Annotated in this window: 15 protein-coding genes and 1 tRNA gene; 7 read left to right on the top strand and 9 right to left on the bottom strand. The window is 29.4% G+C overall.

All coding sequences use genetic code 11. The annotated features are described in order from the left end of the window. Positions 1-12: 12 nt before the first annotated feature. From UXY25_RS08625 to UXY25_RS08585, 9 genes are all read right to left on the bottom strand, one after another. On the bottom strand, positions 13-1,623 hold the full coding sequence (locus UXY25_RS08625; RefSeq protein ID WP_320815600.1) for a class I SAM-dependent methyltransferase: 1,611 nt from the start codon (positions 1,621-1,623) through the stop codon (positions 13-15). Positions 1,624-1,697: 74 nt separating this feature from the next. Then, entirely contained in the window at positions 1,698-2,072 is a 375-nt protein-coding gene (locus UXY25_RS08620; protein ID WP_320815599.1) for a YchJ family protein, read from the bottom strand. Between the two features lie 4 nt (positions 2,073-2,076). Then, a complete protein-coding gene (locus tag UXY25_RS08615) occupies positions 2,077-2,643 on the bottom strand; it encodes a DUF6642 family protein (protein ID WP_320815598.1) in 567 nt (188 codons plus the stop codon). 3 nt (positions 2,644-2,646) lie between these two features. Further along, positions 2,647-4,110: a sigma 54-interacting transcriptional regulator gene (locus tag UXY25_RS08610; RefSeq protein WP_320815781.1), complete on the bottom strand. Its 1,464-nt coding sequence runs from the start codon at positions 4,108-4,110 to the stop codon at positions 2,647-2,649. 24 nt (positions 4,111-4,134) lie between these two features. Then, on the bottom strand, positions 4,135-5,256 hold the full coding sequence (locus UXY25_RS08605; protein WP_320815597.1) for a vWA domain-containing protein: 1,122 nt from the start codon (positions 5,254-5,256) through the stop codon (positions 4,135-4,137). 109 nt (positions 5,257-5,365) lie between these two features. Next, a complete protein-coding gene (locus UXY25_RS08600) occupies positions 5,366-5,590 on the bottom strand; it encodes a hypothetical protein (RefSeq protein WP_320815596.1) in 225 nt (74 codons plus the stop codon). Further along, positions 5,580-6,119 carry a hypothetical protein gene (locus UXY25_RS08595; RefSeq protein WP_320815595.1) on the bottom strand — a complete coding sequence of 180 codons (540 nt, stop codon included), beginning with the start codon at positions 6,117-6,119 and terminating at the stop codon, positions 5,580-5,582. Before UXY25_RS08595 ends, UXY25_RS08600 begins: the two co-directional genes overlap by 11 nt. Continuing rightward, complete coding sequence (locus UXY25_RS08590; protein WP_320815594.1) at positions 6,119-6,709, bottom strand: hypothetical protein; 591 nt, start codon at positions 6,707-6,709, stop codon at positions 6,119-6,121. Before UXY25_RS08590 ends, UXY25_RS08595 begins: the two co-directional genes overlap by 1 nt. Beyond that, positions 6,709-7,611, bottom strand: coding sequence for a hypothetical protein (locus UXY25_RS08585; protein ID WP_320815593.1), 903 nt, complete (start codon positions 7,609-7,611; stop codon positions 6,709-6,711). The genes UXY25_RS08590 and UXY25_RS08585 overlap by 1 nt, the downstream gene beginning before the upstream one ends. A gap of 157 nt (positions 7,612-7,768) precedes the next feature. Here UXY25_RS08585 and UXY25_RS08580 point away from each other — a divergent pair, with 157 nt between their 5' ends. The 7 genes from UXY25_RS08580 (at position 7,769) to UXY25_RS08550 (ending at position 14,187) form a co-directional block, all read left to right on the top strand. Continuing rightward, positions 7,769-8,662 carry an SIMPL domain-containing protein gene (locus tag UXY25_RS08580; protein WP_320815592.1) on the top strand — a complete coding sequence of 298 codons (894 nt, stop codon included), beginning with the start codon at positions 7,769-7,771 and terminating at the stop codon, positions 8,660-8,662. 28 nt (positions 8,663-8,690) lie between these two features. Continuing rightward, the gene (locus tag UXY25_RS08575; RefSeq protein WP_320815591.1) at positions 8,691-9,698 is read left to right on the top strand and encodes an SIMPL domain-containing protein; all 1,008 of its coding nucleotides are present in this window, start codon (positions 8,691-8,693) and stop codon (positions 9,696-9,698) included. A 108-nt stretch (positions 9,699-9,806) separates the two neighbouring features. Continuing rightward, a complete protein-coding gene (locus tag UXY25_RS08570; RefSeq protein ID WP_320815590.1) occupies positions 9,807-10,439 on the top strand; it encodes a Crp/Fnr family transcriptional regulator in 633 nt (210 codons plus the stop codon). Next, positions 10,439-11,227, top strand: coding sequence for a sulfite exporter TauE/SafE family protein (locus UXY25_RS08565; RefSeq protein WP_320815780.1), 789 nt, complete (start codon positions 10,439-10,441; stop codon positions 11,225-11,227). The genes UXY25_RS08570 and UXY25_RS08565 overlap by 1 nt, the downstream gene beginning before the upstream one ends. Before the next feature lie 56 nt (positions 11,228-11,283). After that, positions 11,284-12,693: an MBL fold metallo-hydrolase gene (locus tag UXY25_RS08560; RefSeq protein ID WP_320815589.1), complete on the top strand. Its 1,410-nt coding sequence runs from the start codon at positions 11,284-11,286 to the stop codon at positions 12,691-12,693. A gap of 119 nt (positions 12,694-12,812) precedes the next feature. After that, complete coding sequence (locus UXY25_RS08555) at positions 12,813-13,934, top strand: TlpA disulfide reductase family protein (protein ID WP_320815588.1); 1,122 nt, start codon at positions 12,813-12,815, stop codon at positions 13,932-13,934. Positions 13,935-14,105: 171 nt separating this feature from the next. After that, positions 14,106-14,187: transfer RNA gene (locus UXY25_RS08550), tRNA-Tyr, on the top strand. The last annotated feature ends 5 nt before the right edge of the window (positions 14,188-14,192 follow it).

Raw genomic sequence — 14,192 nt, 5'->3', positions numbered from 1 at the left:
TTTATAGAAAACCTACTTACCTTTCAATAAATTAATACTTACCGTTGCATAATCTGTGTTGGGAAACTTCTTAAAATACAATGGATCTGGAAATAAACCAGCTTCAGCAGCTACTTTATGCAACACATCAATTTCTACAATATATTGGTCAGAAAAACCATGCGTAGCATCATAAGCAGTTGCTGCAGTGTTTCCTATATTATTTGCTGTTAATTGCGGTGCAATGGTGTGCAGTTCTATAATCAATAACCCAAATTTATGCACATAAGGCGCCCAGCTGTTTAAATGTTCCAACAGGTTGTCTTCTACTGCATTATTTGTAATTAGTTTTCCTCTATGAGCAAATGCACCTGTAGAATTGCTTATTCTATTAGGAGTACTATTTTTAGGCTCTTGCCAAATGCGGTTATGATCTAAAAAGGTTCTTACGTTTAATAAGTCTTTTAAATCTATATTGTAATTTTCGTTTAAATCTTGTGCTAACAAATCTGGGCGACCAATGTCTCCCCAAATTACTTTTGCCCAAATATCTGCTTTTATTAAATTAGCTCTTGTTACTTTTAAAGCCGCTTGGTTATAATCTGCACCAACTAAAAACAACGGATATTCTTCAAGCATTTTACCTCTCTTGGTTTGTCTTTCAATTACTTCAAAAATATGTTGCAAAAAGGCACCGTTACCACAACCCATATCTAAAATTCCTTTTGGTTGTTCAGCAATAGGTTTGTTGAACAATTCAATGATAATTTCGTCAACTACTTTAAAATAAGTAGTGTGAGCCCCTCCACTTCCCCAAACATTCATTTCTCTGTTTACATGAATTTCATCTTCATTTTGAGCAATATCTCGTAAAGCAGTTGCGTCACCAAAAAGCAACTTTTCAATATGCTTAAACATTGGCAAATACGAAACAGTTACTCCATAAGCAGTGGCTCTTTTGGCAAAAAACAATCCTTTATCGGTAAACTGGTAATTATTATTTTTCTTGGTAAACCATTCTAAATAAACAAAAAAGTCAAGTATAATTTTAAAAACTTCTGGTTGTTTGTGAAATTCTTCTGCACTAAAAGACGTTTCCATAAAGTAATTATGAAACATACCTGTCATTCCTAAACTTACAACAGCTGGAGCAACTAAATAGCCTTCAATATGTTTTAGTATTTGAAGTTGAATTTCCTTTTCAACAGAGTCATTTGAAAAAGTAAGGTTTAAATTATTTTTATACTTCTGAAATACATTTTCTAATTTTTCAATTGAAGTTGTATTTATTTCTACTGAAGTAAACAAATCAGTTTCTGTCAACAATTCTACTACATCTTCATATAAAGGAAAAAGAGAAAAGGCGTAAGCACTTTTAGAATTGGTTTGTACAGTAATTACATTTAAGGCAGTATTAACTTGGTAATCTATAAAACCTTGTGAAGCCAAATTTCTTAAGGCTACATTTAAATAACCTACGTTAGCATTAGTTAATTGTACAAGTTCACTTAAGGTAATTTCTTTTTTTAATAATAGAATATCTAAAACCCTTTTTTTATGTAAACAAAAGGCAACAGGAGAAATAACTAAACCATCTAAATGTCTAAATATAAGTTGTCTTAATTCTTTTTTATCGTTTATCATAAAAATGTAGTTTTACCAAAAATAAGAAAATTAGTAGGGAAAATTAAATTTTAGAAAATTATTAGTATTAATCACTAAAAGAACTCTCCATCTACATAATACCAAATTTCGTTTTCTTTCTTAAATGTAGATTTTTCATGATGGACTTGTGCCTTTAGCTTTTCATCTAAATAATAAGCTTTAAACTCTACTTTATTTTCATGAGCAGTAATAACTTCTAATTTTAACCAAGTATTGCTTTTTGCCCATTGTAATATATCTGTAACTGAATAAAATTCTCGTTGAGAAACATGTGTTGTTCCCATTAAATAATTTGCATTTTGTATTACGTATGCAGAATATCTCGAACGCATAAGTTCTTCAGGATTTACAGGAAACTTTAATCCATTAATAAAAGGTTTACAACAACTTTCAAATGGTTTATCAGAACAACAATAACAATTCTTCATAGCGTTAACAATACATTCTAAACCCTAAGGCTGCACAAAATTTAGTGTATTTTTTATAAAAGCCTAATTTTATATCTGAAAATTCATCAAATTTCTGACAGGTCTCAAAAAACAAAGCATCAATAGCTAAAGTAGCCAATAATGGAGAATCTAAACTATAACCCGAAACAGAAGAAGCATTCGTAATTTCCATAAAATAATGAATTTCTTCATCACTTACTCTTAAAATAGAATCACCTCCAAAATGAATCATTTTATTTTCAAATTTTCCTTCAAAAAGATCTGCAAGTTCTTCTAAACTTAAAAATTCATCATTAATTTCAATATAGTTAGGTTTGCCTTTTAGAGCAAAGTATATCATTTCAAATTCTTGATTGATTTTTTCTTCAAATAAAAAACTACTTAAAACAGATTCAAATTCTTCAAAATTGCTACATGTTTTATAGCTAATCAAAATGTCATCATTTTCTGCCAAAACTTCTAGGGTAGCTTGAGTAGGCATTGAAGAGTTTGAATCAGAATATTGTATGCCTTCTATGCAAAATATATTTTTAGGATAAATTTCTATCACTAATTAAAGTTTATTAATGAAATTACTGTATAAATCTTTGTATTCATATCCTTTTTGAAAACGATTTTTAGATAGCTTTTCATGTTCCACTAACCCCCAAAGGATGAATTCTTTTAAAAAGTATTTATCTTCTTTAGCAAACTCTGGTTGGTATTTTTGAATAATGTTTTCTAATGGTTTAACTTCATTTAAAGTATTCTGGTATACTGAATTAGTAAAATCATCTTGTAATTCAAAACCGCTTTCTGTAAAAAACCATTCTAACAATTCAGAATAAGCATTTTTTTCGTTTTCGTGTTCTAATTTTTCAATCTTTGGAAAATAATTTGGAAATAAAGTCTTGATTGCATCACCTATCAAATATTGCGCAACAGTTGCAGCTCCTTCTTGTTCCCCTTCATAAACCAATTCTACTTTTCCTGTAATTGCAGGAATAATTCCCATAAAATCAGATAAACGAACAATAGTTTTTTCTTCTCCAGCTAATAATGCTCTTCTTTCAGCTGCTGAAATTAAGTTTTCATAGGCCGTAATACTCAATCGAGCAGAAACACCACTTTTTACATCTACAAATTCACTTTCTCTAGCTTCAAAAACAATTTGTTCTAATACATCTTCGGCTAAACTAGGCACATAAACCATTTCTTGCTGATCTTTATCAAACTTCACTTCTTGTGCTGTAATAGTTTTTGCAATTGCAATAGTTTCTGGATAATGCGTTAAAATTTGAGAACCTATTCTATCTTTTAAAGGTGTGACAATACTTCCTCTATTGGTATAATCTTCAGGGTTTGCAGTAAATATAAACTGTACATCTATTGGTAAACGCAATTTGAAACCTCTAATTTGAATATCGCCTTCTTGCAAAATATTGAATAAAGCAACTTGAATACGTGCTTGTAAATCTGGTAATTCATTGATTACAAAAATACAACGATGCGCACGAGGAATCATTCCAAAATGAATGACACGTTCATCTGCATAACTCAATTTTAGATTAGCCGCTTTAATTGGATCTACATCGCCAATTAAATCAGCAACAGTTACATCTGGAGTGGCTAATTTTTCGTAAAAACGTTCGCTTCTGTGTAACCAAGAAATTGGAGTTTTATCTCCTTTTTCTGTTATTAATTCTTTTGCAAAACGAGAAATTGGATCTAATGGATCATCATTAATTTCCGAACCTTCCACAACCGGAATATATTCGTCTAATAATTCAATCATTTTACGTGCTAATCGTGTTTTAGCTTGACCACGAAGTCCTAATAAATTAATATTATGACGCGATAAAATAGCTCTTTCTAATTCTGGAATTACAGTATTTTCAAATCCGTGAACACCTTCAAAAGTAGTTTCACCTGCTTTTATTTTGTTTCTTAGATTAGTTCGTAATTCGTCTTTTATATTTTTAGGTTGGTAACCCGATTTTTTTAATTCGCCTAATGTTTTTATTTCTTTCATTATAATATGTTATATTTTGTCTTTTATCTATTATCTAATTTTCTTTTTCCTATTGCTTTCATAATCTTCAAAAATCATTTCACCTAATCCCTTTAGACCTGTATAAAAGGCTTTTCCTTGATTGGCTTCTGTAAAATGGTTTACAAATTGTTGCAAATAAGGATCGTTAGCAATCATAAAAGTAGTAATTGGAATGTGTAATTTTCGAGCTTGAGCAGCTTGGTTGTAACATTTATCAACAATATATTGGTCTAAACCGTTACTATTCATATAATATTCGCCGTTTTTTTCGCGAATACAACTTGGTTTCCCATCTGTTATCATGAAAATTTGCTTATTGGTATTTCGTTTTCTACGTAAAATATCCATTGCCAATTGTAAACCAGCAACTGTATTTGTATGATAAGGACCAACTTGCAAATAAGGTAAATCTTTGATTTTTATAGTCCAAGCATCATTACCAAAAACCAAAATATCTAAAGTGTCTTTTGGATAACGAGTTGTGATTAATTCGGCTAAAGCCATTGCTACTTTTTTAGCTGGCGTAATTCTATCTTCGCCATAGAGAATCATACTGTGCGAAATATCAATCATCAAAACCGTACTCATTTGCGATTTATGATGATTATCTTCCACGACCAAATCTTTTTCGGTAAGTATAAACTCTCCTACTCCATTATTAATTTGGGCATTTTTTAAACTTTCGGTTAATGAAATTTGTTCCACTGCATCGCCAAACTGAAATTCTCTCAAATCTCCGGTTTGTTCATCACCTTTACCGGATTGTTTTGTTTTGTGATTTCCAGAACCCGCTTTATTCAAATTTCCGAATATTTGTTCTAAAGCATGTTGCCGAATAGCTCTTTCTGTTTTTGCAGTAATTGCCATTCCGCCAGAACCATTGGGTTTTAATTCGTTTTTGATATACCCTTTTTTCTTTAGATCTTCGATAAAATCATCAATGGTATATTCAGATGTGGTTAATTTGTATTCCACATCTAATTGTCGTAACCAATCAATCGCTTCATCAAAATCGCCAGAAGTATGTGTAATTAATTCTTTGAAAATGGGAAATAATTTTTCGAATGGCGTTTGAAAAGGCGCTTCATATTTGGTAAACTGAAACCCACTTTTATAATTGTTATTTTTCATTATTATAAAGGTAAGTAAACTTATATACCTTTTAAAAAAACGATTATTAATATTTAGTTAAAGAAGTTTTTCATATTGTAAATTGAAAGTTGATGTAATACTTGAAAACTTATTCAGATTCGTTTAATTTATTTTGAAGATGTTGTGCTAATACTTGATACTTACTCAATTCTATTAAAGTTTCATTATTTGAACTTGTATCTATATATGTGTCAATTGTATTGTTCACTTTTTCCAATTTTAAACTGGCAGTTCTAAATTCTTTATTCGCAATAGCATCAATAACTTCTTGAATAGCGGAATGTAAATTAGTAAGTGCTGTTTTATCTAGCATAATTTTGTTTAATTTTTATAAAAGTATCGTCTGTATTAATGAGCTGACTTACTATTTCTTTTCGCAAAACTGAAGGGTCATTATATTCTAAATATTTTGCCCAACTTTCTGTTTGTAAAACCTCTTTAATGGTTTGAATTCTTTTTGCGGTTTGATTAGCTGCACGCAAAATGGCATTTCCGTTAAATTGCGGATTGTCTTTATGTTGAAAATTTATTTCAAAATTTGACCAATTCACATCAATATAAAACAATTTTTCCGTTTCGTTGTTTGGGTAGAAATCGGTCCATTTTGCAAAACCGCATTTTTGAGTTTGTGATTTTATCTTTTCGTTGGAAATCAATCGCCATCTGCAATTTGCGGCTCTTCCCCAATGATTAGAAAATCGATAAACACCAACATCCGTAAAAGCATAACTGCTCCCCGACTTACTTTTGTAATTCACAACAATATTTGCAACTTCGTCCGTTGCAATTTCTTGAAAGTCACAATAGGTATGTTTATGAAAATTGTGTTTAGAATAACCCATTAAAACTCACCTAATTTTAACTGCCATACATTTTTTTCAGTAGTTCCAAATTCCTTTTCACCTGGAAAAAAATAGACTTTCTGCGTAACGGTATGACTTGTAGTTTTCGAATTTAAAGTAACTTGAATTGTATATTGAAAAGTAAAATAAGAATCTGAAATGGTTTTACTTTGATTAAAATTACTAACCGAAATAACAACTGATTGCTTTTTACATTTGTTCAAAAAACTATTCAATGAAATTGGCTTTTCTGAGTTATCAAATACGTCTTTTAATTGAATTGAATTACTTAGAAATAAGTATTGAATGCTCTTGTCAACCTCAACTTTCAATTCGTTTGTAATTTCTGAAGAATGGTATAAATTAATGTAATTATAAAAATCTTTAATGGTATTTATTGCTTGGTTTTGGTATTCCACAATAGAAGCATTTGAAAACTGACTTTGAATGCTATTTATCTTAACTCCAGCATTTGTGTTCAATTGCTTAGCAGAAACATTTTCTTGATTTGAAGTCGTAGTTGAATTACTTTGACTAAAAATCAAAAAAGGAAATAACAGTAACAGGTACAGGTACATTGCTTTTTTCATTATTCTTGAATTATTCTAATAAAAGTAATTTGATTGTTACTATCATTGGTTACTTCTACTATTTTCATTTTCTTTAAAGATGGCGTAGGAATGATTAATTTTTGAGAAAACTCATTTTTATTAAAATATTCTGCACCTAAATTATTTTTCAACATTACTATAACTTCAACATTGTCATGTAAAATCTTCTGTAATTGCTCTTTTCTAGTTTGCCAATCTTTAATATCGCTTTTTATAAAACCTTGTAAAATATTGGTATAATCATTTGGTTGCAAACTTACTTTATTAACATTTGGAGTTTGTGTTAAATCAATTTTCTTTTCTTTATAAAAAGGACTTTTAATTACAACTTGAGCGTTTTTACCAACTTCGATTTTAGAATCTTTTAACACAACTTCATTTTCAATATTATCTTTCACAACATACACTTTTGTGGAGCTAGACGAAATACTATCGTTGCTAAATTTCTCTTCTAATCGTATTGTTTGAAGTTGTTCTTTTTTTACTCGAATTTTCCAAAAAGCAAGTCCAAAAATCACAACAGTTACAAACCCAAAAACAATATACTTTTTATTCTTTGTAGGTTTCTTTAATTGTTTTTCTACATCAGCATTGTCAATTGGTTGAAATTTAAATTCATCCCAACCTGAAGTTCCTAGATACTGAGAAAAAATATCCAACATATCTTTTCTTGGAAGTTTTTCGTTAGTTTCAGGTTTTAAATGCGTGTAAATCCACTTTTCACTTACACTGTTTTTGGTTTGCAATTGTACATCATCAATCAAATTCAAAATGTCTTGAGACGTAAAATTTTTCCAGCTTCCCTCAAAATAAGGGTAACGTTTTTTATAGTGCTCTAAAACACATTTTTTCAATTCATAAAAAACATTAATATCTGTCATAAACCTTTGGCAAAGTTAGTTCTACCATTTAATTAACTGCTGTAAAACGACTGTAAAAGTACTGAAAAATCATTACAGTACCTATACAGTGATTTTGCTAAACTCTTTTTGAAAAACAAAAGTATGTTTGCCCTGTCAACAGTAAAAAACTAAAAATATGAAAACTAAATTATTTATTGCTTGTGTGCTTTTATCATCAACTGTAAATGCACAAATAAGCGGAAATCAGGTAATGGGAAAAGAAGGATATAATTCTTATAATAAGAATAGTTCTTCTCCTAAAAACTCCATAAGTATTAATGACAATCATCTTGTTGTTAATGTAAAAATATTGCTTAACAATAAAGCTGATTCATTTACCATAATGTTAGGGACAAATGAAGAAGCTGAAACAGTTGCGACTTGTAATACCAATATTAATAAACGGATTAACGGATTTACAAACGATTTAAACTCGCTAAAAATTAAAAAAGAAAACATTTATATTGATTTTATAAGTCAAATGAAAATCTATGATTACAGTTTAGAAAACAATAAAGCCGAACAATTTCAAAAAGGGTTTGAAATTAAAAAGAACATCATAATTACAAGTAACAACATTAATGATATTGAAAAAATTATATCACATGCTTCAAAATATGAGATCTATGACATTATTAAGGTCGATTATGCTAATGATGATATTCTAAAAATAAGAAGCGATTTATTCACTGAAGCTTTGGCTATAGCCGAATTAAAAAAAGAAACCTACACAAAAGCTTTTAGAAAAAGAATAATTGGAACTCCAAATGCTACCGAAAACTTTGGTATTTATTTCCCTAAAACGCAATATAAGAAATATCAAGCGTATGAGAATTCAGAAATTGAAACATTATACCGCAATCAAAACCAAAACTTCATAAAAAAACTAGCACGTAAAAACACAACGTATTACTATGAAGGTCAAGACACTTCAGATTTTGATAAAGTGATCAATGCTGCCAAATCAGAAATCGGAATTCAATACGAGTTATCCATTACCATTACTTATAAAATAGACACTTCTTTATAATCATTTATTAAACTAAAAATTATTTATCATGAAAAACGCAAAAAAATTACTTTCGTTATTGGTTGTATTTACAACAGCTTCATTGGTTGCACAACATTCAGGAAATGCCAATTCAGAATCGGCTAAAACCATTTCAAGCGGTAACTACAATTACCAAAATCAGTATCAAAACAATCAAGTAAACACTATTCAAACTACTACAGGGAACGAAAATGAAATGTACATTAGTATTAAAGGAATTTATAATGAAAAAGCAACTTCACAACGTGCCGTTTTTAGTGTACTGCAAATTGGAAAAACAGCTGAAGAAACCACTAAACTTATAGATGAGCGGTTGGAAATCGTAATTAAATCAATAACTGCTTTTAACCCAGAAGTTGAAGTAATAATTGATATGATTTCTTTTGTTCCTTTATACGAATATGAAATTCAGAAAAAAATATTCAACCCAAAAACCTATAATGAAAAGCCTTCAGGGTTTGAATTGAAGAAAAACCTAATCATCAAATTTAAAAAAACCAATGATTTAAATACCATCATGAATATTTGTGCCAAACAAGAAATTTATGATTTAGCCAAAGTAGATTATGTAACTAGTAACTTAGATCATATTAGAGATGTTTTACAAGTTAAAGCGGCAGAAGAATACAAACAAATGCTAACCAATTATTCTGCGATTATGAATACCGATTTATTTAAAAAAGAAAAATCTTTAACGGAAGGATATAACACAGTTTACCCAATGGAAAGCTACAGAAGTTATTCAGCTTTTAGTCAAGCGAGTATTAATTTTGAACCTGAAAGCACAGTTAATAATGTTAGAAAAAACAACACACAATTTTATGATGCTGCTCTTGCAAAAACACACACCTTTGTTGTAAATGCAGATATAACAGAACCAACCATTCAAATATTCTATGATTTGACTATTAAAATAAAACTTAAAGAAGACCAATTACCAAAAAATACAATTATAAGAAACAATCGATATTATATCATAACAGCAAATGGAGATGTTAAACCACTAAATTTATAAAGATTAAGTTAAAGAAGAGTGTTCATAATGAACACTCTTCTTTTTTGTAACAAAAGTCACAAATCCTTTTAGGAGAATAAACGTATCTTTACACTAAATAAAAAAAGGATGAACGAAAAACTTTTTGAGGCTTATCATTTCATTTTTGAAGAAGCTTTACTTGAAGAGATTTCTTCAGTATCGACTTATAAAGAATTTAAAGGAAATGATTATTTAATAGAAATTGGAGATGCAATTCAATCTATGCCTTTATTATTAAATGGAGCCATTAAAATTCTTCGTGAAGATGAAAAAGGAGATGAATTACTACTTTATTTTCTTGAAAGAGGTGATACTTGTGCAATGACATTAACATGTTGTTTAGGTAATTCTAAAAGTAAGATTCGAGCCATTGCAGAAACAGATGGTTCGCTTTTAATGATTCCTATATCTAAAATGGAAGAATGGCTTACAAAATATAAAACATGGAGAAATTTTGTTTTTGAAAGCTATAACATTAGATTAAACGAAATGCTTGAAGCAATTGACTCTCTTGCATTTATGAATCTTGAAGAAAGGCTATACAAGTACCTAACAGATAAAGTAAAAATATTAGGAACTCCTAATTTAAATACCACACATTTAGAAATCGCGACTGAGTTACATACATCTCGAGTTGTAATTTCAAGATTACTGAAAGCATTAGAGATACAAGGAAAGGTTAAAATAAACCGTAATAAAATAGAAGTTCTGCAATTTTGATTGAAATAGTAGGTTACATAGGTGCATTGATAATTGGTTTAGTTTTAGGATTAACAGGTGGTGGCGGCTCTATTTTAACGGTACCAATACTCGTTTATATTTTAAGTTTTAGTCCGATTACAGCAGCTGCATACTCTTTGTTTATTGTAGGAACAACTTCTGCTTTTGGAGCCAGTGTCAATTATTTTAAAGGGCTAGTAGATGTTAAAACTGGTTTTATTTTTGCAATCCCTTCATTTATTGCAGTTTTCATAACACGTAAATATATAGTTCAAAGTATTCCAAATCATATTATTCAATCAGATAATTTGGTTATTACAAAGGATGCTTTCTTAATGGGATTTTTTGCAATTGTAATGCTATTTGCTGCCATTTCAATGTTAAAAAAGAAAAAAAATGAAATTGATAATACAACCCAAATTAAAACATCAACATTAGTAATTCAGAATTTCATTATTGGAATTATTATTGGTTTAATTGGAGCCGGAGGAGGTTTTTTAATTATACCTTCTTTAGTTTTATTTGCAAAACTACCTATGAAAAGGGCAGTTGCAACTTCTTTATTTATTATTTCAATGAATTCGCTTATTGGCTTTTTAGGCGATGTTCAAAACATAGAAATCAATTGGCAATTCTTATTACCATTTACATTAGTTACAATTCTTGGAATTTTAATAGGAATTGGTCTTAACAAATTCATAAATGAGTCGCAATTAAAAAAAGGATTTGGTTACTTTGTACTTCTTATGGCTCTTTTTATTTTATCAAAAGAATTCTTGTTTATGTAATTTGAGTTACATAAAGAAAAAAAATAAATATTAATTTTACAAAAAAATTATATATCATGAAAATAGAACAAATTTATACTGGATGTATTGCTCAAGCAGCATATTATTTAGAGAGTAATGGAGAGGTTGCAATTTTTGATCCACTTAGAGAAGTTCAACCTTATATTGATAGAGCAACAAAAGACAATGCGAAAATTAAATATATTTTTGAAACCCACTTTCATGCTGACTTTGTATCTGGCCATTTAGATTTAGCTAAAAAAACAGGCGGAAAAATCGTTTATGGTCCTACTGCGAAACCAAATTTTGAATGTATAATTGCTGAAGACAATCAAGAGTTTAAAGTTGGAAACTATACCATTAAGGCTATTCATACTCCAGGTCACACTTTAGAAAGTACTTGTTATTTGTTAACAGATGAGAATGGAAAAGATCACGGAATTATTTCTGGTGATACTTTATTTATTGGTGACGTAGGAAGACCTGATTTAGCACAAGAACTTGTAGGCGAATTAACCCAAGAATTATTAGCAGGTTATCTTTTTGATTCATTGCGCAATAAAATAATGCCATTATCAGATGACTTAATTGTCTATCCAAGTCATGGCGCAGGAAGTGCTTGCGGAAAAAACTTAAGTAAAGAAACTACTGATACTTTGGGTAACCAAAAGAAAACGAATTATGCTTTAAGAGCAGATATGACTAAAGAAGAATTTATTAATGAATTACTTGACGGTTTAACTCCTCCTCCAGCCTATTTTCCTCAAAATGTAATGTTAAACATTCAAGGTTACGAAAGTTTAGATAACATTATGGAAAAAGGAAATAAACCTTTAAGTCCGAAAGAATTCGAAACAGTTGCAAACCAAACAGAGGCATTAATACTAGATGTTCGTCATGAAAATGACTTTGTAAAAGCACATATTCCAGGTTCAATTTTTATCGGATTACATGGAGGTTTCGCTCCATGGGTTGGTGCTATGATAAAAGATGTAAAACAACCAATTTTATTAGTTATTCCAGAAGGAAAAGAAGAAGAAACTATTACGCGATTATCTCGTGTGGGATTTGATAATACTCTTGGCTATTTAAAAGATGGAATAGAAGCATGGAAGAATGCAGGTTTTGAAACTGATACAATACAATCTGTATCTCCCGAAAATTTTGCTTCTCATTATAATGATGCAATTGTAATTGATGCAAGAAAACCCAGTGAATTTGAAGCAGAACGAGTAGAAAAAGGTATAAATATTCCTTTAGATTTCATAAACGAACATTTAGCTGAAGTTCCTAAGGAAGATAAATTCTATGTCCATTGCGCAGGAGGTTATCGCTCAGTAATTTGGGCATCAATTATGAAGTCTAGAGGTTATCATAACATGATAAATATAGAAAAAGGAATGTCGGGTATTAGAGACACATCAATTCCTTTAACAAAATTTGTTTGTCCTTCGACTTTAAAGTAAACTTATAATTAAAAAAATCAGGCGTTACGCCTGATTTTTTTTTATGAAAAGATTAATATTAATTAGTTACAAAAAAAAGAAAAAATAAATACATTTGTCAAAAATTAATTTAAACTGAAATGAAAAAAATATTTTACATTATTACACTTGCAACATTAGCTTTTGCATGTAACAAACTTGAAAAAAATGAATATTTAGTTAGTGGAGTTGCAGATGGAATTGAAAACGGAAAAAAAATATATATTGAAATACAAGACGAAGCAGGACCTATAACTAAAGATACTGCTGTTATAGAGAATGGAAAGTTTGAATTCAAAGGAAAGTTTGAATCGATAGAATTAGCTTTTATAAAAATTGAAAATGAGAATGGTCAATTACCTTTTATTTTAGAAGAGGGAAAAATTAATATTACTTATGCTACTGATAGTTTATTTAAGTCTAAAGTTAGTGGTACAATGAATAATGATAAACTTCAATTTTATAATAACGAGTCAAATAATATCTCAAAAAAATTAGCAAAGTTTCAACAGCAAAACTCAGAAAGAATGAAAGCTGCTAAAACTGCACAAGATACAGCAACTATAAATATGATTATGAAAGAATACTCAAGCTATCAAACAAGTTTGAACGATGTTTCTAAAAATTTCATAAAAGATAACCCTAAAGCTTTTTTATCAGTACTTTTAGTTGAAAATTTCTTAATGAGACAATACCTTACTAATGAAGAAATTAAAGAATATTTCAGCAAATTAGATCCAAGTTTATTAAAAACTAAATCAGGTCTAAATATTAAAAATACTTTAGATTCATTTGAAAACATACAAATTGGAAACAAAGCGCCTGACTTTTCTGCAAAAAATCCAGAAGGAAAAGAAATTTCTTTAAAAGAATCTTTAGGAAAAGTAACAATCATTGATTTTTGGGCATCTTGGTGTGGACCTTGTAGAGCTGAAAATCCAAATGTTGTAGCTTTGTACAATCAATATCATGAAAAAGGATTAAATATCATTGGTGTTTCTTTAGACAAAGATGCTGTAAAATGGAAAGAAGCAATTGCTAAAGATGGCTTAACTTGGAATCATATTTCAAATCTTAAATTTTGGAAAGAACCTATTGCAGAACTTTATAATGTAAAATCTATTCCTGCAACTTTTATCTTAGATGCTAACGGAAATATTATTGCTAAAGATTTAAGAGGTGATGCACTAAAAGCTAAAGTAGAGGAATTATTAGCTAAATAATTTACTTTTATTTATATAAAAATTTAAAAATCTCCTTATGGAGATTTTTTTATGCTTTTCATTATCAATCAATTAAAAAAAAGTCCATAAAATTGTATAAATATTGTTTGTTACTAATGAAAAACAATTCTATATTTGCCCTGTTGAATGCAGTTTAAGACTGCTGACGTTGGGGAGATACTCAAGCGGCCAACGAGGGCGGACTGTAAATCCGCTGATTACATCTTCGCAGGTTCGAATCCTGCTCTCCCCACAAAA

This window comes from Flavobacterium sp., assembly GCF_034111225.1.
Classification (GTDB): domain Bacteria; phylum Bacteroidota; class Bacteroidia; order Flavobacteriales; family Flavobacteriaceae; genus Flavobacterium.
This window is presented reverse-complemented; position numbering and strand designations above follow the sequence as displayed.